This is a genomic window from Thalassoglobus sp. JC818 (assembly GCF_040717535.1).
GTDB lineage: Bacteria > Planctomycetota > Planctomycetia > Planctomycetales > Planctomycetaceae > Thalassoglobus.
Genome location: NZ_JBFEFI010000001.1, coordinates 260,580 through 284,443, shown reverse-complemented (window position 1 = coordinate 284,443; position 23,864 = coordinate 260,580). Strand labels below are relative to the sequence as shown.

Annotated in this window: 14 protein-coding genes; 4 read left to right on the top strand and 10 right to left on the bottom strand. The window is 52.5% G+C overall.

The features are described 5' to 3' along the window. Positions 1–20: 20 nt before the first annotated feature. From AB1L42_RS00995 to AB1L42_RS00985, 3 genes are all read right to left on the bottom strand, one after another. Positions 21–1,265: an SGNH/GDSL hydrolase family protein gene (locus AB1L42_RS00995; protein ID WP_367050224.1), complete on the bottom strand. Its 1,245-nt coding sequence runs from the start codon at positions 1,263–1,265 to the stop codon at positions 21–23. Between the two features lie 86 nt (positions 1,266–1,351). Next, positions 1,352–2,251, bottom strand: a complete 900-nt coding sequence (locus tag AB1L42_RS00990) for a ThuA domain-containing protein (protein ID WP_367050221.1) — start codon at positions 2,249–2,251, stop codon at positions 1,352–1,354. 396 nt (positions 2,252–2,647) lie between these two features. Further along, positions 2,648–3,850: a DNA-binding transcriptional regulator gene (locus AB1L42_RS00985; RefSeq protein WP_367050219.1), complete on the bottom strand. Its 1,203-nt coding sequence runs from the start codon at positions 3,848–3,850 to the stop codon at positions 2,648–2,650. 254 nt (positions 3,851–4,104) lie between these two features. Here AB1L42_RS00985 and AB1L42_RS00980 point away from each other — a divergent pair, with 254 nt between their 5' ends. Both AB1L42_RS00980 and AB1L42_RS00975 read left to right on the top strand, forming a co-directional pair. Then, positions 4,105–7,077: a PSD1 and planctomycete cytochrome C domain-containing protein gene (locus AB1L42_RS00980; protein WP_367051684.1), complete on the top strand. Its 2,973-nt coding sequence runs from the start codon at positions 4,105–4,107 to the stop codon at positions 7,075–7,077. Between the two features lie 140 nt (positions 7,078–7,217). Continuing rightward, the gene (locus AB1L42_RS00975; RefSeq protein WP_367051682.1) at positions 7,218–8,612 is read left to right on the top strand and encodes a DUF1501 domain-containing protein; all 1,395 of its coding nucleotides are present in this window, start codon (positions 7,218–7,220) and stop codon (positions 8,610–8,612) included. Positions 8,613–9,165: 553 nt separating this feature from the next. On the opposite strand, the gene AB1L42_RS00970 is transcribed toward AB1L42_RS00975, so the two are convergent. The 4 genes from AB1L42_RS00970 to AB1L42_RS00955 all read right to left on the bottom strand — a co-directional run bounded on the left by AB1L42_RS00970 (position 9,166) and on the right by AB1L42_RS00955 (position 16,106). Continuing rightward, positions 9,166–10,515 carry a DUF1501 domain-containing protein gene (locus AB1L42_RS00970; protein WP_367050217.1) on the bottom strand — a complete coding sequence of 450 codons (1,350 nt, stop codon included), beginning with the start codon at positions 10,513–10,515 and terminating at the stop codon, positions 9,166–9,168. A 58-nt stretch (positions 10,516–10,573) separates the two neighbouring features. Then, complete coding sequence (locus AB1L42_RS00965; protein ID WP_367050215.1) at positions 10,574–12,994, bottom strand: DUF1553 domain-containing protein; 2,421 nt, start codon at positions 12,992–12,994, stop codon at positions 10,574–10,576. 214 nt (positions 12,995–13,208) lie between these two features. Then, a complete protein-coding gene (locus AB1L42_RS00960; RefSeq protein WP_367050213.1) occupies positions 13,209–14,615 on the bottom strand; it encodes a sigma-54 dependent transcriptional regulator in 1,407 nt (468 codons plus the stop codon). 120 nt (positions 14,616–14,735) lie between these two features. Next, on the bottom strand, positions 14,736–16,106 hold the full coding sequence (locus AB1L42_RS00955) for a HAMP domain-containing sensor histidine kinase (protein WP_367050211.1): 1,371 nt from the start codon (positions 16,104–16,106) through the stop codon (positions 14,736–14,738). 333 nt (positions 16,107–16,439) lie between these two features. On the opposite strand from AB1L42_RS00955, the gene AB1L42_RS00950 reads away from it, so the two are divergent. After that, a complete protein-coding gene (locus AB1L42_RS00950) occupies positions 16,440–17,471 on the top strand; it encodes a DUF1559 domain-containing protein (RefSeq protein ID WP_367050209.1) in 1,032 nt (343 codons plus the stop codon). Positions 17,472–17,599: 128 nt separating this feature from the next. On the opposite strand, the gene AB1L42_RS00945 is transcribed toward AB1L42_RS00950, so the two are convergent. Then, positions 17,600–19,012 carry an aldehyde dehydrogenase family protein gene (locus AB1L42_RS00945; protein ID WP_367050207.1) on the bottom strand — a complete coding sequence of 471 codons (1,413 nt, stop codon included), beginning with the start codon at positions 19,010–19,012 and terminating at the stop codon, positions 17,600–17,602. 458 nt (positions 19,013–19,470) lie between these two features. Here AB1L42_RS00945 and AB1L42_RS00940 point away from each other — a divergent pair, with 458 nt between their 5' ends. Beyond that, on the top strand, positions 19,471–21,276 hold the full coding sequence (locus AB1L42_RS00940; RefSeq protein ID WP_367050205.1) for a hypothetical protein: 1,806 nt from the start codon (positions 19,471–19,473) through the stop codon (positions 21,274–21,276). 19 nt (positions 21,277–21,295) lie between these two features. On the opposite strand, the gene AB1L42_RS00935 is transcribed toward AB1L42_RS00940, so the two are convergent. Beyond that, a complete protein-coding gene (locus AB1L42_RS00935) occupies positions 21,296–22,777 on the bottom strand; it encodes a sulfatase (RefSeq protein ID WP_367050203.1) in 1,482 nt (493 codons plus the stop codon). Between the two features lie 198 nt (positions 22,778–22,975). Further along, a complete protein-coding gene (locus AB1L42_RS00930; protein ID WP_367050201.1) occupies positions 22,976–23,755 on the bottom strand; it encodes a class I SAM-dependent methyltransferase in 780 nt (259 codons plus the stop codon). Between the last annotated feature and the right edge of the window lie 109 nt (positions 23,756–23,864).

Below are 23,864 nucleotides of genomic sequence, written 5' to 3'. Positions count from 1 at the left end.
GCGCTTGGCTTTCCGCGTATTTAGTCAGACGTACGCGTCAGACACCAGTTCCGAGTTTTTAGCTCGATCCCGGCACGCAGTTCTTCATCCAGATCATTGGCAAGCTGGTTGAATTCGATGACTTCCTGAGGAAGCGCCTGGCCACTTGGTGAAGTGCGACGTTCACCAACAATGTGAACCTGATTGAGAGCTTTCCAACTGTAGGTAAACTGCAGGTTCTTGTCGTTCACGACTGATCGGAACTTCTCCAGTTCCTGGTGTGCTGGAGAGGAATCGATCGCAACTCCTTCCGCCCAAGCTTCGGCAGTGGCTGTCACGATGGATTCTCCATCGATGGTGAGTTGATATCTTCCGGAGCGGAGATGATCGACGATGAGTCGATCGCGGACGAAATCGAGTTGCGGCGGCAACGGCACTGCTGTCGGCGGGGGCAATCGCGGAGGAGAAGTTTCTTGAACACGGAAGAAAAACTTCGAATCAGTTGTCGACAAATCACTGATGGCGACACCGTGAGAATCGGTTGTCTGCGTTTCCGCATCGATTCGCAACGTCCAAGCCTGCGAGTCTATCGAACGTTCGTTCGCGAGCAGCTGATTTAAGAAGCTGTGGCTGATCGCCCAATACCCGTAGTCGTTGAGGTGAATTCCGTTGTTCGTCAGATTCGGTCCTTCCGACTCTTCCATCAGGTATCGAGACGTCTCGAAAAGATCGACAAAATGAATTTTCGCATCACTGGCGACTTCTTGCATCGCCCAGCGATAGGCACTGAGTTCCTCATTGCGTTTGTCACAATTGGGAGTCAGGCTGCCAAGGTCTTCGCAGGCAATCGGCGAAACGAGTATCAGCCGCACTGTTGACAATCCGTTGTAGGTCTTGCCTGCATAAGCGTCGATGAGATTTGCCAGCTGGCTCCGAAACTTTTCGAGGCCATTTTCCCCAGCAAACGATTCACCCATACCGAAGCACGCGATGATTACGTCTGTCTTGTGTTCTCGCAGCGTTTTTTCTTCCGTTGGAAAACCGGTCGGACGATCTCGGGCGCTCACCATGTCGCCACCCCAGGCAAGGTTGCGAATGGAAATGGGATTGTCGCGAGTCTGCTGCAACAGCAACGTTTCCAGATAGCCGTGAATTCGAAGCTGATCGGCAAACGTATTTCCAACAATCGCGATCCGATCACCCGGTCGAATCGGAGGCTCAGCAGCTGCAGACAATCCGATGGTGAAACAAATCAGAAACGCGGAAAGGAGAGGTGTTCTGAGCATAAGTGTGGAGTCATTCCATGTACTTGATTGCAATGAGGTCGAACAGCCTATCAGTGGAAGCAGCAAGCCTCGTCTGTCTCTTCGTTTCAGCGGCGCGGTTTCTTGTCTGCACGCTCAATTTGCCAGACTGAAATCTTCTCGTCAGCACCGGGAAGGGTAAGATCGAGGGACCAGTGAGCTGCGTTGACGAGCATTCGTACAAATGACTCTTCCGCAAAGTCCCCTGTGTGTCCGAACGAAGTTCCAAAGACTTTCGCCCCCCATTCGTTTTCCCATGCCCAAGCGACGACGTCTTCCTCGTGCGGCTGAACTTCGATTTTGCCGAATGCCCTGTTGATTGTTCTCGCTTTCCCATCCCCGGAGCCTTCGACGAGCGGGATGCATCCACTTTCCAGTCGCGTCAAGTAGAGAGTTCCGGGAGAGACCCATTTTCGCTTGGACACGTTTGCCATAATCGGATGGCTTAAGCCTTCCTCAACCACACGAATTTCCGTTTCGCCTGCTTGATGCACGACGTAGGGAGTTCCCAGGACTCGTCGGCCAAATCCATCGTTCCATTCAGATCGTGGATGCTCGGCAGGATATTTGAACGAGTGATTCGCGGTGCGAAGTCCGATCACCGGTTTTCCCGACTTGATGTAATCCTCGATCGGTTGCCACTCTTCATCCGGAAGCACGAGAAAACGCATGAAGAAAATGGCGAGATCCGCGTCAGCGAGTGCTTCAATTCCAGGAAGAACATTTTCCGTTTTCTTTTCCGGATCGCCCTCCCCCATCACGACGGTCGTTCGGAATCCAAACCGTTCGAGTTCCTTGGCGAAGACAGGCATCGAGAGTTCCGGGGAATAATGCAATGTGCCGACGACAATTACGGCATGCGGTGCTTCTTGATCAGCTGCCTGTGCGTCTCTTGGCGTCAGCCTGCCCAGCATAAGCATCAGTACGAGTGCAGCGAGAACGGGACCTCTTCGACGGTGCAGCTTCATAGAGAGATATTTCCTGTTTGTACCGATGAGGTATCTATGGAATAGAAGTTGATCCCCAACGATGGATTTCACGGGCTGCTTCTTACCGACTTCACAGCATCAATGATTCTGGCTTTCTGTTATCGAAAGCTCAAACCTACGGTCCTGATGTTCCCTCGTGAGTGGAGCTAACACTCTCGCAGCGATGGAATCCATCGAAGTGCCTTACAGAACCTTGTCGCTAAGTTCGGGAGTGTGATGTGCGAATTTCAATTCCCGTACTTAATCAAGAGAATAGTCGTCACTCCCACGCGGATGCTGTTCTTGAAGGTTCCTTCACAGCTCATCACTTTGATCACTTAGCCCAACGGTCGAATCGATAACGAGCAAACCGAAATGCATTCGTTGAACCTTGATTCAAGGCGATTCTCGGGAATCCGCAGTGTCGAGAATCTGGTGGTTTGACCGGTACTCTCCAGGAGTTTGACCGGTTGCGCGTTTGAAGACAGCACACAGTCGTTCTTTGTGCCGGTACCCTGCCAGTGGGGCGATCTGTTCGAGTGTCAGATTCGTTTCGCGGAGAAGTTGTTGAACTCGGGCAATTTGCGTGGCTGTGATTTCTTCATGAATCGAGCGATTCAGCAAATTGCGAAAACGGCGTTCGAGTTGTCGACGCGAGAGATTCGTGTACTCGGCAACGTCCTGAACTTTGATTCCCTCGCAAGCATGTTCTCGAATGATGCGGCAGACTCGGGAAATCTCGCGGTCATCAATCGCGTTCACCTGAGTGGAAAGCCGCTGCACAACCCGGGCAGGTTTGACGAACTCGACCGGGGCGATTTGCGCCTCTCCTTCCAGCATGTGCTTTAATGTTTCTGCTGCTCGAAATCCGACTCGGTGAGCGTCCGGTCGAATGCTCGACAGTGGTGGGTCACTCAGCGGGCAGATCGCGTCGTCGTCATCGACTCCGATCACCGCAAGGTCGTCTGGTACAGCGATTTCGAGGTTCTGGCAAATATTTAGAACATGCTGTCCGCGAATATCGTTGCAGACGAACAGTCCCGTGGGGACTTTCAGAGATCGCAACCAGGCGGACATCTGGTCCACGTCGACGAGACCGGTCTGCTCAATATCCGTCAGCGTTTTGTTGATCGAACCGGGGGACTGATACGAAGCGAACGGGCATCGCGAGTCGGCGGCGAATTCTTGAAAATGTCGCAATCTGTTCTCTGAATAGTGAGCATTCTGAAATCCGCAGAACGCAAATCGACGAAAACCTCGCTCCCAAAGGTGCGTGAACGCGAGGCGCGCGACTTCACGATCGTCGGTTTCAATTTGAGGAATCCTCTCAAAAAGACGCCTGCATCGAACGTCAACAATCGGAACATTCAACGCTCGCAGTGGAAGAATTGTGTGAGTATCAACGCGTGCGATGACACCGCTGAGTGAAGAATTTTGCCACCATTCTGGGAGTCCCGCATCGATCGACATTTCCTGGTGTAGCAGCGACCAGTTTGTGCGAGTGCGGGCGAAATCAGAGATTCCCCGAAGAACATCTCGGCCGTAAGATCGTGATGTCTCGACGAACAATCCGATTTTCGGTCGAGATAGAACTCTCATGAGTTGCTCTCAAATTGAGAAGCGTAGGCGATGTCGCAAAATGTTAATGTGATGTCGCATTCTATCCTCGACGGAATTCGCTCGCGAGTGCTAAACTTGTGGATGTTCCAAGATCATGTTTGAGGTTCAATTTACGTCGCAGAGCTTGGAAACCATTCGAGTGAAAACTCAGAATCCCCGCCATGCGCGTCCTGTCGCAGTTCATTCAAGTTGGAGCGTTCATGCATTTGGTTTGGACGAGAATTGTTTGCTTCTTGTGTTGCTTGTCTGCTGTTCTGCTGACTCTTCAGTCTGTACAGGCTGAAGACCAGAATTTTTCTGCAGCAGAGCTCGAGTTCTTCGAAAAGAAAGTCCGGCCGATTCTGGCTGAGCATTGCTATTCGTGTCACAGTGTGGACGCAAAAAAAATTCAGGCCAGCCTGCTCGTCGACAGTCGATCTGCCCTCCTTACTGGAGGAGACTCAGGCGAAGCCATTCTCCCCGGAGACCCTGACTCCAGCTTGCTGATTGAGGCCGTCAAATATGAATCGTACGAGATGCCTCCCAAGGGAAAGCTTTCCTCGGACGACATTCAGGCACTCGAAGACTGGGTTCGCATGGGAGCTCCCTGGCCCGACGAGGAAGCACCGACAGCCGCAGCAGCAACTCCAAAGTTCGACCTGGAATCTCGTCGATCAGAACATTGGGTCTGGCACCCGATTCGAAATCCGGCGATCCCTGAAGTCCAGCACGAGTCGTGGCCTAACAATTCGATTGATCACTTCATTCTCGCGCAGTTGGAAGATGCGGACCTGCAACCGACAGGTGACGCCAACCGCTCTGCTTTGATCAGACGGTTGTATTTCGACTTGATCGGGTTGCCTCCCACACCCGATGAGGTAGCTGCTTTTGTTGAAGACTCATCTCCTCAGGCAGTCGAAGATCTCGTCGACAAGCTCTTGGCGTCCCCACATTTTGGTGAACGCTGGGGGCGACACTGGCTCGACCTTGTTCGCTATGCGGAGTCGCGCGGGCATGAGTTTGATAACGATGCTCCGAATGCCTTTCAGTACCGCGATTACATCATTCGTGCGTTAAACTCCGATGTGCCACACGATCAATTGATCCGGGAGCACATTGCCGGCGACCTGCTTCCCAATCCGCGATTGAACGCGGAGAAAGGCTTCAACGAATCTATTCTCGGAACCGGTTTCTGGTTTCTCGGAGAATGGGTCCACTCGCCTGTCGACATTCGTAAGGATGAGTCCGATCGGTTTGACAACATGATTGATGTCATGTCGAAAGCGTTTCTCGGCATGACTGTCTCATGTGCGCGGTGTCATGATCACAAGTTCGATGCGATTTCCACAGCCGACTATTACTCCCTCTCTGGATTTCTGGAAAGCAGCGACTACCGTCAGGTGCGGTTCGAATCGCTTGAGCACAATCGAACTGTCGCAGTCAAGCTGGCCCAACTTGATGCAGAGTATCAAGCGAAAATCTCTGCAGAGTTGAGTAAGCGAAATGTCGCAACACAACGTTCAAAACCCGTGGACGAATCGCTGCGACAACTCGTCGTTATCGATTACGGAACTGTCTCTACTCCTGAATATCTGCAGGACGGATTTATCTTTGCGGCCCAGCCAAAGCGAGCTGGTGAGTTTTACTGGTCCGACGAAGGGGGCGAGTTGTCGCTCCGACTTTGTACGGAAGATGCCGCCATCAGTGACCCGATCTGGAATCAACTCGAATCGGTGTGGGAGAAAGGCGTTCATAACAAAAGTCGACTCGTCTCATTTCCTCGCAGCGGTCGAACCTTACGAACACCAACGTTTACCGTGACTGATGGGGATGTCGCTTGCAGAGTCCGAGGGGAAGGTCATGTCGTGGCTTGTGTCGATTCACATCGACTCATCGCCGGACCGCTTCATGGCGAAACAATCTCGAAAATCCATCCTGGCAGCGAATGGACTCAACTGAATCTGCAGCGGTACGTGGGACATCGGATTCATCTGGAGTTTACCCCTTCCGAAGGAACTCAGCTTCAGGTTTCGCTCGTTACACAGGGTGCTACGCCCGAACAACGTGAGGAGTTGAGCCGTCGAGTCGAGGCACAACTGACCGAGGAACAAACGAAAGCTGTCGACTCGTTTCTTGAAGGAGATGGCAGCGATCTGGTCGCCGAATGGAAAGCGGAACGTGAACGTCTTCAGACTCAGATCATGAATCGTTCTCAGCTTGCGATGGCAATGATGGACGGCACCGGGGAAGACGGAAAGATCCTCATTCGCGGCAATTCGTCTAACCCGGGAGATCACGTTCCTCGGCACTTCCTGACAGCTGTCGCAGGTGAAGAAGTCATGGAAATTTCAGTCGGCAGTGGTCGACTGGAACTCGCTGAGAAGATCAACGCGGCTGACAATCCGCTCACAGCGCGGGTGGCAGTCAACCGAATCTGGCACTTCCTGATGGGACGTGGAATTGTGCCGACGACGGATGACTTTGGAGTTCTGGGAGAGCGTCCAACCCATCCGGAGTTGTTGGATCATCTGGCGGTAAAGTTTGTGAATGATGGACGAAGCATCAAGAAAATGATTCGCGAAATCGTCCTCTCACGTGTCTATCAACTGGACTGCGTCCCCGTGGCGGAGTCCCTTCAAGCTGATCCAAAAAATCTCCTGTGGCACTATCGCCCGCCGAAACGGCTCGAAGGAGAAGTCATCCGCGACGCAATCTTGTCGATGTCTGGACGTCTCGATCCAACATTGTATGGAGAGCCTGTTCCAATTCACTTGACGCCATTCATGGATGGACGAGGACGCCCCGGCAGCAGCGGGCCGTTGGATGGAGATGGGCGACGTTCAATCTATGTCGCAGTGCGAAGAAATTTCCTGTCGCCATTCATGTTGACCTTTGATACCCCAGCCCCATTTAGCACGATGGGACGCCGAAACGTTTCCAACGTGCCGGCGCAGTCGTTGATTCTGATGAACGATCCATTTGTTGTTGAACAGTCCAAAATGTGGGCTGCGCGAGCGATGCAGGAAAATGATTCAATGGATTCGAGACTCGAATGGTTGTATCAGACAGCATTCAGCAGATCACCGACTGCGAATGAAGCTGCAGTTGCTATGGAATTTCTGACAGCTTCGAACACGAGTTCAGGTGACGCAAATGCCGAACGTACTGCTTGGGAAGATCTCGCGCACGCTTTGATGAATACCAAGGAATTCATCTTCCTTCGTTGACCAACGCATTCCTGAATCATCGCTGAAGACATTCGATAGAAGAGAGACTCACTCGACAGAGTTGGTAAGAAATCATGTCAAAGAATCACTTGTCATTCCCTTGTCAGCGTTACCGGCAAACGCCAACAACCCGGCGCGAGATGCTTCGTCAATGCGCAAGTGGATTCGGGGCGGTCGCTCTTGCTGGTCTTGCCAACAGCCCGGCCTTTGGCAACATCTTTGAGAATGGCACCGAACTCGGTCAGCCCGATCACGGACCTCATCACGAAGTTCGCGCGAAGAATGTCATCTTTCTGTACATGGATGGCGGGCCGTCTCAGATTGATACGTTCGATCCGAAGCCAATGCTCGATCGCTACGATGGCAAAGATCCCTCACAGCTGTTCGAAGTCGAACCGACACAATTCAACAACAACGGAAATGTTCTGGCGAGTCCGTGGAAGTTCCAGCAGCACGGTGAGTCTGGAATTCCCGTCAGTAGTCTGTTTCCGAATGTGGCCGAATGCGTGGACGAGCTCGCCGTTATTCGATCGATGGTCTCCGAGTTCCCTGAGCACACGTTCGCAAACTATTTTCTTCACACGGGAAGTGGTCTACAGGGTCGCCCGAGCATGGGGGCCTGGGTGAATTATGGGCTCGGAAGCGAATGCCAGAATCTGCCCGGTTTTGTGGTGCTTAACGGCGGATTGATTCCTCCCGGAGGACTCGATTGTTTCGGCAGCGGATTCCTGCCTGCGAGCTATCAGGGGTCTGTTTTCAAGCCCTCAGGCAGCGGCGTCGCCAATATTGAAAGAACGGAATCGTCCTCAGATCAACAGCGAAGCAAGCTGGATTTGATCGACCGGCTGGACCAGTTGGTCATCGAGGAATACGGGCACCATGACAGCCTGGAATCGGCCATCAAGAATTATGAACTCGCTTACGCGATGCAAATGGCCGTGCCGGAGGTGATGTCTCTCAGCGACGAGCCAGAACACATTCAGAAAATGTATGGAATGGAATCTGAATACGAGCCGACGCGGATCTACGCCGCTCAGTGTTTGATCGCACGACGAATGGTTGAGAAAGGAGTGCGATTCATCGAATTGACCTGCCCGAATGTTGGCGGGGATCGTTGGGACCAGCATGGGCAGCTCAAGAAAGGTCACGAAAATAACGCTCGAGCAGTCGATCAACCGATCGCGGCCCTGCTCAAAGACCTTCGCCAACGTGGAATGCTCGACGAAACTCTGGTTGTCTGGTCAGGCGAATTTGGGAGAACTCCCTTTGCGCAGGGAAAAGATGGGCGAGACCATAACCCGTTCGGATTCTCGGTCTGGATGGCCGGTGGCGGTGTTCGGCCCGGGACGATTTACGGAGCGACCGACGAATGGGGATACAAAGCCATCGAGAACCGGGCGGAAATTCATGACCTGCATGCCACGATGCTGCATCTCATGGGCGTCGACCACGCACGTTCAACGTTCCGCTTCGGCGGGCGAGATATGCGGCTCACCGACGTCAAAGGCCACGTCATTCACGATGTGATTTTGTAGTCGGTCATCGCTTTCGCACCCAAGTGTTCGTTAACTCGTTGACGAAGACTGCCTTCACTCATGCCCATTGAAGCAGTCTGGAATCTCTTCCGAGAAGCGATCGCGAAGTTTGTCCAGGTTCTGAGAAGCTGAACCATGCTGAAGAATTCAGCTTACGATTTCTCGAGGCGCAAAAAAAAACTTTCCGCCCGGATTTCTCCGGACGGAAAGAAGGCCCACTTCACTGGATCTGACGGCGGAATCATCGAAAATCTTTGAGTCCAAAATTGTCAGCCGACCCGCGCCCCGGCCCGGGTCGCAGATCAATCACAGTGTCATATGCAGGTTGTTGAGAGGTGTTTGTGAACGCCTCTACTATTCCAAGCGAGAACGGAGCCTGGAATGTGCCACGAAAGTGACAAGTTTCTTCGGATTTCCGAAAATTCAATTTGCACAGCCCGTTTTTTGACCTTCGAGGCACGATTTTCGAGGAAACTAGCAGCCTGTGCGAGAGATTTGCCGCTATCTCCGCTTTGAGCCGATAGCCGTAAACTCTTCGGGAAAATCGACCCTGTCAAGAAATGAGTGAGTGAAGAATGTTGCCGTGGACGTCCGTCAGGCGGAAATCTCGACCGGCGTGGCGGAAGGTTAACCGCTCATGGTCCATTCCAAGTTGGTGGAGGATCGTAGCATGCAGGTCGTGGACTTCGACCGGATCTTCGACGGTGTATTTTCCGATTTCGTCAGTGACACCGTGAACGTGGCCGGGTTTGAAGCCTCCTCCGGCAAGCCAGACGCTGAAGCAATCACGGTGATGCCCGCGCCCGTTGCTGCCTTCTTTGGTGGGCGTTCGTCCGAACTCCGTGGCCCACAAGACGATTGTCTCATCGAGCATGCCGCGTTGTTTGAGATCGGCAAGGAGTGCTGCGGTCGGCTGATCGACGTTGTAGGCGAGGTCTTTGTGTTCGTTCATCTCCCCGTGTGAGTCCCAGTTCGGACGAGATCCGGTGTCGATTAATTCGATGAATCGCACTCCGCGTTCCACGAGACGGCGTGCAACCAGACATTGCCAGGCAAAGTCAGCTCCGGGGCCTTTGACTTTGCGATCGATCCCGTACAGGTTGCGGATGTGTTTGGGCTCATCGTTGAGATCGAATGCTTCCGGAGCGGAATGCTGCATTTGGAAAGCCGTTTCGAAGGATTTGATTCTTGCTGCGAGGGCTGTGTCATGCTCGCGGGAATCGAGATGCAGCTTGTTCATGGAGCGAACGAGGTCGAATTCGAGGGTTTGAAGTGATTCGGTTTGTCCGGGCGCCCTCAGATTGGCAATTGGGTTGTCGCCGGGAATGACTCGGGTTCCCTGATGAACCGCTGGCAAGAAGTCGCTCGCGTAGACTTGAGTTCCCCCGTACGGCAAGTGAGGAGCAATCACGATGAAGCTTGGAAGATTCTGGTTGAACGTCCCCAGTCCGTAGCTGATCCATGATCCCATACTCGGTCTCGCGAATGTCGGAGAACCGGTATGCATTCCGAGAGTCGCTTCTGAGTGATCGAAGTGAGACGCTTTCATGGAGCGGATGAGGCAAACTTCGTGCATCATTTCACGCAAATGCGGAAAGATATCGCTCACTTCGGTTCCGCATTCTCGGTTGGGTTTCGCTCCGAAGAGGTTGCCCATCAATTTGTCTTTTCCCGAACCGTCGCGACCGTTTGCTGTCGACTTGGGGTCGAAGGTGTCGATGTGCGAGACACCTCCAGTGGCGTAAATGAAAATGACAGACTTCGCCGGTGCCGGTCGATGAGACAGTCGAGACCGCGTCGGATTGTCTTCGGCCAGAAGCTGAGAGAGGACGCCTGGCATCAGAAGAGATCCGCCAAACAGTGAGCGGATCATGGTTCGGCGGTGGAGGTTGGGAATTTGCATGTCAATCAAATGGATGTGAGTTTGGATTCTGACAATACAGGACAGCCGTTATCGCCGGTCAATCGATGTACAGGAACTCGTTAAGTCGCAGTAAACTTCGCACGAGGCTCGCCATGGCAGTTTTTTCCTGATCGCCATCGGAAGGAACTGCAGCTATGACTGCTGCAAGGTGTTGTTCCATCAATTCGATTTCTTCTGATGACGGATCACGGCATAAGATCGTTTTGAAAATGTGTTGCAGGTCGGCCGGTTCGGAGTTTTCGCCATCAATCCACATGGCAGACATTTTGTCTGCCTGCTCATGCAGAAACTCATCGTTCACAAAGTAAAGAGCTTGCAGCGGAGTCACCGACTGGTCTCGATCGCTGGTGCAGACGTTCGGGTCTGGACCATCAAACGTTTGGAAGTATGGCTTGGCGGTGAGACGCCGAGTCATCAGATAGACGCTGCGCTTGTTGCTGGGATAGTCGTCTTTGAAGGGGTGATGCTGGGTGTACTTCCACTTCGAATATGGAGGAATCGCGTACGGTTCGGTCTGTGGTGACGGGTCAAGCTCATGAGACAACGTGAGCAGAGTGTCGCGGATCGACTCGGCGTCGAGTCGTTGTCGGTGAAATTTCCAATAGAGAGTATTGGAAGGATCCGTCTTCAAGTTTTCACTGCGATCTTCGCTCGAAAGCTGATACGTCCGCGAATTCATGATCGTGCGATGAAGGTGCTTGATCGACCAACCGTTCTGCATGAAATCGGTCGCCAGCCAGTCGAGTAGATCGGGATGTGTGGGGACCTGGCCTCGCAGGCCAAAGTCACTCGTACTGGGCACAATTCCAACACCAAAGTGGCGTTGCCAGACGCGATTGACAATTACTCGCGCTGTGAGAGGGTTGGAGGCGTCGGTGAGCCATTCCGCGAGTTGGCGGCGTCCACTCTGGTCGTCCGCTTCTGATGCGCTCAGCCTCTGACCGCCGAGGACTTCTGGGAAGTGTCTCGGGACGACTGCTCCGAGTCGATCGGGTTCACCTTTGATTTGCACACGCGAGTCGTGGGGATTCGCATCCTGCACAGCGTACGCAGATGGAATCGGTGGGATTTCTTTCAGGTGATCCGCCAGCTTTTCTCCAGCACGCCGTGCACGAATGAGCATTGCGTCAAGCTCGTCTCGCATCTTTCGTTGTTCGTCGACAGTGGCTGTCAATGCTTTCGCGGCATTCTCAATCGATCGTTCTTCGCAGTCGTCGAGGAGTTTTTTCAACTCGTTTTCGAGTTGGGTTGTTTTCTCTTGAAACGGGCCAGCAATGGCGTCGACTTCCGACTGGCTGACGAGTGGAACAAGGTCGTGCTGTGTTTGGAAAAGTTCAAGTCCCGGGAACGGGTAACGGGTACTCGAGAAGATTCCGTAGAGACCGTAGTAATCTCGAGTCGAGATGGGGTCGAACTTGTGATCATGACAGCGGGCGCAAGAAATCGTCAGGCCGAGTACGGTGCGACCGAGATTGTCGATGGTGTCTTCAATTGTCAGGTGCCACGGATATCTTTCGACCAGCGAGCCAAACCTTCGAGACATTGCGAGATACCCGGTCGCAATCGAGAGTCGATTGCGCTCTTCGCGGTCCTCAGCTGGCAACAAGTCTCCTGCGATCTGCTCGGTCAGAAAACGATCATACGGGAGGTCGTCATTGAACGACTCGATGATGTAGTTTCGGTAGAGGTAAGCCTGAGGGATCGGGAAGTCCGAGTTGTCGCCAGCTGTGTCCGCATATCGAACCCAGTCCATCCAGTGCCGTCCCCAGCGTTCACCGTAGGTCGAACGCGAAAGCAAGTCATCAACCAATTTTGCAAACGCGGTGCGCTGGCCCTGCTCTTCAACTGCTTGGAGGAAGTTGTCAATTTCCTCGGGAGTCGGTGGTAGTCCGGTCAGCCCGTAAGTTGCTCTGCGAATTAAGGCGACGGGAGAAGCATCAGCGACAGGCTGCAAGTGTTCCACTTCGTGTTGCTTTTGCAGAAATCGATCAAGCGGAGAGTATGGCCAGGATTCGTCTTCGACTTCAGGAGGATTTGGAGAAGCGATTGGTTGAAATGACCAGTGGTCTGACAAGACCTCAACTTCGTCGTTGTCGGTTTTTGGCCACTTAGCGCCGTCAATAATCCATTGGCGAATGACTTCAATTTGCGACGGTGAGAGTCGATCCCCGTCGGGAGGCATCTGCAATTCTTCGACGGACGTTGTGACTCGCTGGAAGATTTCGCTTGAGTCGAGGTCTCTGGGAACGACCGGCATTTCTCCCGAATCTGCCTCGTGAAACACGGTCTTGCGGTCATCAAAGCTCAGGCCGCCGTTGCGATCATCGGCGGAGTGGCAATCGGAACAGTGCTCCTGAAAAATCGGCAGCACTTCCTTTTCGAAATCGACACCACAGCACGTGCTGGCGAAACATCCGAAGAGGAACAGTATCGAAAATTGATTCACCCAAAATCGCATTGTCGTGAATACTTCCAAGGTCAAACGAATCAAAAAGTTGCGATCAGTATATCTTCGACACTCAGCATTGTAATCTCTGATTCGAAAGAATGTCGTTCCGTTTGTTCGGGATGCTGAGCGGAAATTGAGGACTACAGGCCATTTTCCGCCCGTTTAAGTGGCCACATCGGTCGCTGAGGCAAGCCAAACTGCTGCGATGCTGATTGACAAACGATCAGTCCATTTGATGCTTCTTCATTTTGTCGCGAAGCGTCTGGCGATGGATCCCGAGGATTCGCGCCGCTTCCTGGCGGTTTCCGTTCGAGAGCTGCAAAACCTCCTCGAACAGGAGTGGTTCTGTCCGTTCGAGGAATGCATCGTAAAGGCCTGAGGTGATTTGACCGTCGCTTTGAGAGTCTGCCTGATGACGGACCCAGTCACGCACGGTGTTCTCAAGTTTGTCGAGTGGATGGGCATCACGCGAAAGCTTGATTGACGGCGATGCTTGAGGAATCCGATCCGCGGTGAGTTGGCCAGAGCGCGTGGCGAGAACGGCTTGCTCGATGACGTTTCTCAGCTCACGGACATTCCCGTGCCACGGCCGTTTGGCCAATTCTTCAATGGCAGAATCAGCGAGCGTGACGCGTCCCTGCGGATCGACTTCTCTCATAAACTTGTTTGCAAGAATTGGAATGTCTTCCGTTCGCTCGCGAAGTGGCGGAATCTGAATTTGATAGACATTGAGGCGGTAATAGAGATCTTCTCGAAATGTTTCCTCAGCCACCATCGCTTCCAGATTTCGGTTCGTGGCTGCGATTAGGCGAAAATCCGTTTGCCGCGGCTCGTTGCTTCCAACTGGTGTAATGATCTTGGACTCCAGGACTCGCAGCATTTTCACTTGCAGCGGAGGAGAGATGTCACCGATTTCATCAAAGAACGCAGTGCCTCGATGTGCTGCTTCGAGCAGCCCGACTCGATGATCGACTGCTCCGGTAAAAGCTCCGCGAGCATGCCCGAACAGTTCACTCTCGACGACCGATTCATTGAATGCGGGGATACAGACTGGAATGAAGGGTTGCGTTGCACGCTTGCTGTATCTGTGAACGGCGGCGGCGACGAGTTCTTTTCCTGTTCCACTTTCGCCGGTGATAAGAACCGGGACATCCTGATCGGCGACAAGAGCAATGTGTCGATAAATAGCTTGCATCGCCGGCGATGATCCGAGCAGAAGATCCGTTTCCTTTGCGTCTCCCACATCTCCAGAAACGGAGGTCTCAGTAGAAGCGTGAGTCAATGCTCGACTGACTGCCTGCGTCACTTGATCGAGGTCAAATGGCTTGAGCAAGTATTCGAAGGCGCCGCGGTGAATTGCCTGGACAGCGGTTTCCAGATCACCGAATGCCGTCATCACAATCACAGGTGTCTCTGCGTTGTTCTCACGGAAGTGATTGAGCGCGGAGAGGCCATCCATTCCAGGCAGACGCACGTCGAGCATCACGAGATCGGGAGACAACTGGTCGAAGTTTTTGAGTGCCTCTTCAGCAGTCGATGAAACTGTTACATCGTGGCCATCTTCGGACAGAGCCTGTTGAAGAGCCCAGCAGATTGTTGGTTCGTCATCGACGACAAGTATTCGACTCATGAAAGTAATCTTCGAAGTGGTGGCTACGATCTAAAATCATCTACTGACGGAAACATCGACGATGAGTTTCAGGTCAGTCGTATGAAAATGGTATTGGGGCACGATCAGCGTTTACGGGAATCAGCCTTGCGATGGAGAGGTTGAGGCTAATTCATCAGTTGGGCACGGGAGAACGAATCGAAACGTCGTCCGCTCTCCTGAAATGTATTCCAGGGAGCCTCCGTTGTCTTCGGCAGCTTGAACCGCAAGCGCCAGACCGAGTCCTGCTCCCTCGGGTTTCGTGGTAAAAAACGCCTGAAACATCTGTTGCACTACCTTGGGCGGAATCGGAGGACCTGTGTTGGAAATCTCGATGGCAATCTGTTGCTGATGGACACTTGTGTTGACATGCACTGATCCGCTCGGCCCAGTCGCTTCAATGGCATTAATGAGGATGTTCAGAAACGCACCGCGAAGTGCATCGGAATCTGGAACCGAACATTTAATGTTACTTGTCTCTGAAGTGAGTTCAATTTGCTGATGCACACACAGTGGTTGAACAAGCGATATAGCGTCAGCGAGAAGTTCTCCCAGTTGTCCGGGGACTGTTCGGCTCGAATGTCCTCGAGAAACGCGGAGCAGCGCCTTCATTTGCTCCTCAGTCAGTGAGAGTTGTTTTAAAGCGATCTGAATGGACTGATCTTCGGATTGCGGACATCGACGTTGATGAAGTTGAATCGAGACACGCGCACCAGTTAATGAATTTCGCAACTGATGAGCGAGGCCACCGACCAATTGCGTCAACATGAATGATCTCTCGGTGTCCTTAAGCTGATCCAACGACTGGTCGAGTGCAGACGACATGCTGTTAATCGACTCAGTCAGTTCCCGCAGTTCATCATCAACCGGAGAAAGCGGGACGGGAGTAAAGTCTCCGTGGGCGATGCGTGACACCTGTGACTGCAATTGACGAATTCGATTTGAGAATCGGCTGGCAATCCACATCGACAAAATCGTTGTCAGAAGAACGAGTGCGATACCAATCAGAATGGGCGGCAGGATCGCCTGCGATCGCGCAGCTTGGAATCGACTTTCTGAGTAAAGGATCAAGACTCGGTTTCGTTGCGTGCCTGCTTTTCGTGTCACCAAACGAGAGAGATACCGTTGCCCGAAGAGTGTTTTGATGGCTGTGGAATTCTGTGATTGTGCGTCGGAAATCTGATTTTGTTGTCGTTGGATGGATGCCTTAAGGGTGGTGCCGACAATCTTTCCCTCGTCGTCGAGAACGATGAGGTGTGCCGTCGACAAGCGGTGCAATTCTTCGAGGATCGCTGGAGTAAGTGGGTAGCTTGCTGACTCGATTGTTGAGGTGACTCCATCGAGTCGTGAATGCAATTCGCGGTCAACTTGTTGAATGGCTGTCCAGACGGCGAAGGCAGCGACGATGGCGATGGTCACAATCTGAATCAGAACGAACGGAACCAGGATCTGATTTCGAATGGGCCAACGCATCTTGGTCTCGGTTACGGGCAGTTGATCAATCAAGGGTGAAAGAGTTTGACTGATTCACATGAGCATGCACAGGGACTGATTGACGTTTACGCAATCTGACAATAGAGCTCTCCCGAAAACCGCCGTTGGGGAGTTTCTCGCCATCATGGCGAAGTGTTCGCCAAGATTCAGCGTGTCTTGTGGCTCAAATCAGAAAATTCGACCCGAAATCCAGGCAATTTCCCCAGTCAGAGCATTTGTCATTCAGCGGAACGATATTTGTTGATCACAGCCTCTCACATTCGGAATTCCCCACTGTAGAAATTGCGAGCAGACCAAGAGACGCTCTTCAACATGGAGTACGCAGAATTGTTGATTCGGAAATCAAGACAAAAGGGATTTACTCTCATTGAGCTATTGGTCGTGATTGCGATCATCGCGATCCTGATCGCCCTGCTCCTTCCTGCCGTTCAGCAGGCAAGAGAAGCAGCGAGACGAACACAGTGCAAGAACCATCTCAAGCAACTCGGTCTTGCTGTCCACAATTATATGGACGTCAATCGGTACCTTCCCCCGGGAGCGTCCATCGATCTGTCTGTGACCAATACCGCGAACAACGGGTCATGGGGAGTTCATGGACGTATTCTCCCGTATCTTGAGCAGGGGAATCTCTACAACGGCGTCGATTTGTCGACGGCATGGGATTTCCAAGCTGCGATTGATGGCGTCAAAATTCCGGTGTATGCCTGTCCGAGTGATCCGGGTAGCGATCGCGCCCGTGATCCAGGCGGCGGAAAAGTAACGCTCTATCCGACCAACTATGGATTCAATTACGGAACGTGGTTCGTTTTTGATCCCTCGAACAGAAGAAAAGGCGATGGGCTCTTCGCGCCGAATGCGAGTTGGAGTTTTCGAGACGCGGTTGACGGGTCTTCAAACACATTACTCGCGGCAGAAGTGAAAGCGTGGACGCCCTATCAGCGAAATGGGGGACCTTCGCAAGTCACGGTCCCTCAGAATGAGACTGAAGTCGAGGTTGCCGTCGCATCTGGAGTGCAGTTCAAAGACACAGGACATACCGAGTGGCCAGACGGTCGAGTTCATCACTCCGGAGTCACGACGACACTTCCGCCGAATTCACGGGTTGTCTACAACAATGGAGGAGCGGAACACAACGAGATGGACTACAACTCCTGGCAGGAAGGCAAAGATGGCGCGAACGGAAATCCAACGTACGCAGCCATCACTTCTCGCAGCTTTCATACAGGGACCGTGCAAGTTGTGCTCATGGATGGAGGGGCTCGAACAATCAGCGAGAACATCGACCTTGGTGTCTGGAGAGGTTTAGGAACTCGGGCTGGTGGTGAAATCCTTGGTGAATTCTAAATCGGTTTCATCGAGTATTCACAAAATCTGAACAGTGAATGCTGATGCTCAATGAAACCTTGTGAAGTGCAAACAGGGAGAGCGCGACGTGCGTTCTCCCAGTTTGCTTTTTAATTCTCAAAACGAACTCAAGAGTGAATCACAACGGTCTTCGATTCGGTCATTTCTTCAATCGCATATTTCGGGCCTTCTTTACCCAGTCCGCTGTCTTTGAGTCCACCGTAAGGCATTGAGTCTGTTCGCCACATTGGGCCCCAGTTGATGTGGATGTTGCCGCTTTGGACTTCTTTTGCGAACCGGACGGCTGAGTCAATATCTTGAGTAAAGATGCCAGCGCTGAGTCCGTAACGCGTGTCGTTCGCCATGCGGATGGCGTCATCAATATCACGAGCACGAGAAACCGCGACCCCAGGGCCAAAGAGTTCGTCGTTGACGATTTTCATGTCCGGCTTCGATTCGAGGATCAACGCGGGACTGACGAAGGCTCCGTTTCTTTCGCCTCCACAAGCCAGTTTAGCACCCTGCGAAACGGCTTCCTGAATCCATTCTTCCACTCGCACAGCATCGCTCTCGCGGACCATCGGACCCATTTGGGTCTCTTCCTGAAGTGGATCACCTGCGACAATGCTTTGAACTTTCGGGATGAGCCGCTGCATTAACTCGTCGTGCATGCGCTCATCAACAATTAAACGTTGGGCGGAGATACAAACCTGACCAGCGTTTGCATAACCGCTGGCAACAACGGCATTGACGACCTTATCTAAATCAGCATCGGGAAGAACGATTAAGGGACTGTTTGATCCCAGTTCCATCGTCACTTTTTTGATTCCTGCAGCATGACAGATTTTTTCACCGACTTCCTGGCTTCCAGTGAAGCTGATCTTTCGGACTCGGTTGTCGCTACAAAGCTTGGAGCCAATCGTGCCGCCCGATCCAGTAAGCGTCGAGATACCCTTGGCCGGAAGACCCGCTTCGAGGAGCAGCTTGACGAACTTTAGAGCGACAAGCGGAGTATCACTCGCCGGTTTTAAGATCACCGAATTGCCCCCGGCAAGAGCCGGTCCAACTTTGTGGCAAACGAGATTGAGAGGGAAGTTGAAGGGGGTGATTGCTGCAACGACTCCGCATGGCACACGCAGCGTAAATCCGAGTTTGCCCGAAACACCTTCTCCTCCATCGAGAGGGAGCACTTCACCCGTCAGGCGTTTGGCTTCTTCCCCGCTGAGTTCGATTGTCTGACGTGCCCGGTCGACCTCGGTTCTGGCCTCATGAATTGTTTTGCCCTCTTCCTGGCTGAGCGTCCGCGCGAGGTCTTCGCGGTTCTCGACCATCAAATCCGCAGTTCGGCGGAGAATTTCAAATCGTCGATAGCCTGACAGCTTGGCCATCTCAGGAGCGCCCTCGACGGCAGTGACCAGAGCGGTCTCGATGTCGTCGGCGCTCGCCTTGGGAACTGTGTCGATGACTTCTCCCTTGGCGGGGTTGAGGACTTCAATGCGATCATCTCGATCCTGCCACTGACCGGCGAGGTAAAATTCCATGACAAAGTAACTCCGGTTGAACGTTTTGAGAACGACACTTACCCGATGTCTGTTGGCGGTGTCTCGTGAGCTTCTTGAATCTGATCGATCAGCAACAATCGCTCCGATTCAGAGATCAATTTCGACAGCTGGCATTCTATCAATTCCTAGAGCAGGTTGCTCTTTCCTGTGCACTCGCTTGCACCGTTTCACAAGATAAAAGGCTGTGCTTGCTCATGCACACCAAATCAAAAAAAGTTCGAAACAACTTGTCCGAAACGAATTGGCGACTTCACACGAACTCCGCGCGTTCGGTGAAACCTCTTGAGAAGGGAGACATGTCGGTGTGGCAGCGAGCAAATTGTTCGAGAATCTTTCAACGATGCGTTGAAGTGGTACGTAACTACTTTCACATTCGACCGCTTTCGGCATGTCGGATGTGACTCCACTTCAACTTCATTCAGAAAACGGAGTGTGGCATGATGAATCCTTCGTCAGACGATCAATCCACTCCAGAGCAGACGAACTCCAATCGTGAAGATTCGTCAGATCACGTCGATGGTAGCAATTTGCCCGAGGAAAGCGGCAGTCTGGAAGTCTCCTTTCAGACGCGGGGCTGGCGACGCATCTCCTCGGAGAATCCGTTCTATCTTCTCAGCGCAGCTTTGGTGATTCACAGCACCGGGCTTTCCATTGTCTCCACTTCCGAACTCGACCAGTATTTTTTGCTTTCACTCATTTCCGGATATCTGCTGCTTGTCGCTGGTGTGGCGATCTTTCTGGTGCGTTTCTGGAAAGTGTGGGACGATGCGAGGTCTCTCTTCCTGATTCCCATCTTGCTGATGTTCGAACTTTCTCTCGTGTTCGACCGGCCACTTTCATCCGGTGAAAATAGTGGAGTCTTTGGGCTTCTGATCGTCGTTGCTGGCAGCTTGTTTCTTTCGGAAGTTGTGATTCGTCTGTCCAAAATTCGTCTCCCGATGATTTATCGTGGCCCCTTTTACATACAACTCTCGTTGTTGTTAGCTTCGGCTTTCATTCCGTATGCCGTCGAAGCAACTCAATCTCCAGCGATGGTCCGATGGGCGATCTTCAGCGTGAGTGTTCTCGCTGGGATTTCGATGTTGACGCTCATTCCAGCTGTCAGAAGCGGTCGGGAAAAGGTTGAAGAAGCAGGCTGTCCTTGGATCTGGCCGTATCATCCGTGGGCGCTATTCGTAGTCGTTTGGGTTTGTTTTGGGCTTCGAATCTACCTCCTCTCGATATCATTCGACCCAGCGTGGGAATTAAATGCGAGTCAGGCCTACGAAAATCGACAGACGATGTTCACCGGGTTGCTGCTTGTTCCGATGTTATTGGGGATCTGTTGGCTCGCGATGGAAGCAGCGATTGTGCACAAGAGTCTGTTCGCCAAGTGCCTGGCCTACACTCTTCCGTTTGCGTGCATTGTGCTGACTTCTTTTCCTCAGCAGTTAAACCCTGCAGCAGCTAATTTTGTGCGAGACTTTTCGTCACTGCTTGGACGACCCGTCATTGTGGCGAGCGTGGCGAGCATGTTCTTGAGTCTGATTTACTGGGCCAGAGGACTGCGATTTGGAAGGCGATGCACGGTCTTCGCGCTCATGTTGCTGGCGTGGGTGTCATGGGATTCTCAGCTACCAATAACGTCCAGTCAGGTCAGCGTCCTCTCTTTTGCCGTAGCGTGCTGCATTCTCTTTGCTGAGGGGATTCGTCTGCGAAGCTCTCAATTGGTGCTCGAAGCATGTTGTTGGTGCATCTTGGCACTCGGTGAAACGAGAGTTCTGACAGGTTGGCCACTGCCTGAAGTCGAGATTCAGGTTCACCTGGTTCTTCTGTCCATTCTGCTCACTGCTTTGATGATTCGAGACGAACTCATCGTTGGCCTGTTTGGCTTCGTGATGTTCTTGTTCACGTTTGGGGCCGTACGGATGGCACTCTGCAGCTTCCTGGGAGCTTACGACATCATGTTCGCCAGCATGTATCTGGCTGGGCTGCTGGCCTGCATGATTCTCGTTGAGATTGTCGTCAGAAATCCTGAGCTGCGAGTAGTAACATTCATCGTCGGGGCATGTTTCTATCTGAGCATCTTCTGGGAAGGTGGAAGATATTTGCAGCAGAACCTCGACTGGAATGGTGTGCAACCCTTCATGCTTGGGCTGTTGATGTTGCAACTCGGTGTGACTGTCAGTGCTTATAAATCCGGAAACCTTGCAAAGATCTTCGGGGGTGAGAACAGACTTGATCAGAGCCACGGGGGAGCGTGACGAAGGTCATGCTTGATTCTTATTGCTTCAAAATTGAATCGAGCGACTCGGAAATTTTCTTGTTTTCGAAATACGGATCGTCAAAGTCTTCTCCGTATTGCTTCAATGCGTGCGCCAGTCGTTCAGCGACTCCTTCGGTGCCAGGGCGACGATAGAAGTTGAGGAGTTCATCCGGATCGTCCACTGCGTCGAAGAGCCACGGGTCGTCGTTCACGGAGACAATCAGCTTGTATCGGCTGTCAATCGCTGCGACCCATTGAGGGCGTTGACCGGCATTCCGCAAGAAGGTGACTTCGCTTTCGCTTGAGGCATCCGGCGCTGGTGCAGAGATTTTTGACGCAAGATTCCGGCCGTGGTCGTCCGGATTTTCTGCGAGGTTCAAAAGTCCCATGATGGTCGGTGTCAGGTCAACCGTGCCGACTGGTTGTTCGTAAACCTGCTTTGCTGCAATTCGATCAGGGAGCCGGAAAATCATTGGGACGCGTGCTGAACCTTCGTAAGGATTCCCTTTGTTGTGTCGATCGTGTTCGAAGCACAGGTCGCCATGATCACTCGTCAGGACGATCAAGGTGTTATCGAGTTGGTTCGTTTCCTTGAGTCGATCGAGAATGCGTCCAATGTTGTCATCGATGCACTGCACCATTCCGAAGTATGACGACATTAGAGAGCCACGAAACGGAGGATGTGCAGCGTTCGGATCTCCTAACCAAAGTGGCGGAGGGAGTCCGGTATCGTAAGTTCGTGGCGGCTTGAAGCGGAGGCTGTCAAACCGGTGATCGTATGGAGGCCGCACTGTGTTGGGGCCGTGTGGATCGGGGTAACTGATGACGGTCAGAAACGGTTTGTTTTCGTTTTCGTCCGTAATGAATTCCAACGCGCGATCGGTGAGGAAGTCGGTTGAGAATGTTGTCTCGTCTGCACCATCGACGTCGTAAGTTGGTTTGCCGTTCTTTCGGGCTCCGACTTCCGGAATGCCGTCTTCGATCACAAATTTCTTCCAGTGTCCGCGATTGAACATGAACTGTTTGTGTTCAAATCCACCATCGACTTTGGGAGCCCATTCGGGCTTTCCGGTTCCCCCAAGATGCCACTTTCCAATGAAGGACGTTCGGTAACCAGCAGCGTTGAGTCGATCCGCGAGAGTGGGAATTGAGCGATCGAGGACAAGGTCATTGGCGGGGACACCGGTTGCATGCGGATATCGACCGGTGATCATCGCTGCTCTGCATGGGGAACAGACTGGTGAGGTTGCATAGGCACGTGTGCAGATCACACCTTCATCTGCGATGCGGTCGATGTGCGGAGTCGGAACAACGGCATCTTCACCCCACATCTCCCCTTGCCAGCGTGGCATCTGGTCGCGGTAGCAACCGAGAGTTCGAAAGTTGTGCTCGTCGGTGATGATCAGCAGGACATTCGGACGATCGTTCCCGAAGCTGCGAGAATAGAAAAGGCTGAGCAAAAGTGTCGTCAGAATGAAGCTGCGGATCGAAAGTTTCATTGCATGCCTGGTCAGTTGGGACGTACATCGAACTGAGACAAGTCGGAGAATTTTCGAATTGTCTTCATCACTTCGCACAAGCAAACAGTACACAACGGATTCGAAGTGTCCAAGCGAATGCGTAGGCAAACACAAGTTGCTCAAACGAAAAAGCCCTGTGTGTTTACACAGGGCTTCGTTTGTTGAGGCGAGTTTCAACTACCCTTCAATCTCGTGTGAGATGAGGAAGTCGTTGGGGATCTCGTACTTCTTCTGAGCGACGAGGGCAAAGTAGTATAGCGGGACGCCTTCCATCGAGAGTCGGTGCCGGTACTTTTCGAGATGATGCAGGTTGAGGTACTTGGAGAAGATCAACTGGCGAATCAATCGAGAAAACCCGGAGTTGTCTTCATGATCAAGAAATGACTCTTTGATGTTGAACGCGACCCATCCCCCGGGGCGGACAAGCTGCAATGCCTGAAAGAACGCTCCGCACGGAATGTCACCAAATCCAAGTGCGGCGACTGAGGTCAGGCAATTGATCGACCAGTCATCGAGATCACGAAGTTGCTCATCATTCAGATCAGTAAAGTCAGCGACGTAGTATTCGTCGTAGACATCCGGGCGATCGCGATAAGCTGCCTGTTTGGCCTGCGGAATAATGTCGGCTCCGACGAGTCGGGCGACACCGTAACGCTTCAAAACTTCTCCCATGATTCCGTTGCCAGCACCGAGATCGAGCACTCGTAACTCAGTGAGATTCTCGCCGATCTCCCCCACTGCATCGTTCAGAATTTTTCCGACTCGCTCTGGAGAGGTACACTTGAGGCGTTCGTAGAAGACCTGCTCGTAGAGACCCGGCCGCAAGTAGATTTCATCGTAGTCGTGGAAGCGAATCTTTTTTTCCTGGCCATCTTCGGTGAGTAAGAATGAGACTTCATCCTGTCCGAGATGGTGAGATTGTTGGGGAGGGAATTGAATCTGATATCGTTTTTGCATGGAATCGGTGGGTGTTTAAACTCCTGAAGGCTGTCACGGAATGAGATCTCACAGACCCGCAGAGTCATCTCCAAACGCTTTCGGAGAGAACCCTGAACAAGTCAGGAAC

Excerpts from the sequence above, each read along its gene's own strand:
- AB1L42_RS00995 (WP_367050224.1), bottom strand. The coding sequence starts at position 1,265 with ATGCTCAGAACACCTCTCCTTTCCGCGTTTCTGATTTGTTTCACCATC.
- AB1L42_RS00960 (WP_367050213.1), bottom strand. The coding sequence starts at position 14,615 with ATGAGTCGAATACTTGTCGTCGATGACGAACCAACAATCTGCTGGGCT.
- AB1L42_RS00940 (WP_367050205.1), top strand. The coding sequence starts at position 19,471 with ATGATGAATCCTTCGTCAGACGATCAATCCACTCCAGAGCAGACGAAC.
- AB1L42_RS00950 (WP_367050209.1), top strand. The coding sequence starts at position 16,440 with ATGGAGTACGCAGAATTGTTGATTCGGAAATCAAGACAAAAGGGATTT.
- AB1L42_RS00985 (WP_367050219.1), bottom strand. The coding sequence starts at position 3,850 with ATGAGAGTTCTATCTCGACCGAAAATCGGATTGTTCGTCGAGACATCA.
- AB1L42_RS00965 (WP_367050215.1), bottom strand. The coding sequence starts at position 12,994 with ATGCGATTTTGGGTGAATCAATTTTCGATACTGTTCCTCTTCGGATGT.
- AB1L42_RS00935 (WP_367050203.1), bottom strand. The coding sequence starts at position 22,777 with ATGAAACTTTCGATCCGCAGCTTCATTCTGACGACACTTTTGCTCAGC.
- AB1L42_RS00955 (WP_367050211.1), bottom strand. The coding sequence starts at position 16,106 with ATGCGTTGGCCCATTCGAAATCAGATCCTGGTTCCGTTCGTTCTGATT.
- AB1L42_RS00945 (WP_367050207.1), bottom strand. The coding sequence starts at position 19,012 with ATGGAATTTTACCTCGCCGGTCAGTGGCAGGATCGAGATGATCGCATT.
- AB1L42_RS00990 (WP_367050221.1), bottom strand. The coding sequence starts at position 2,251 with ATGAAGCTGCACCGTCGAAGAGGTCCCGTTCTCGCTGCACTCGTACTG.
- AB1L42_RS00970 (WP_367050217.1), bottom strand. The coding sequence starts at position 10,515 with ATGCAAATTCCCAACCTCCACCGCCGAACCATGATCCGCTCACTGTTT.
- AB1L42_RS00930 (WP_367050201.1), bottom strand. The coding sequence starts at position 23,755 with ATGCAAAAACGATATCAGATTCAATTCCCTCCCCAACAATCTCACCAT.
- AB1L42_RS00975 (WP_367051682.1), top strand. The coding sequence starts at position 7,218 with ATGCTTCGTCAATGCGCAAGTGGATTCGGGGCGGTCGCTCTTGCTGGT.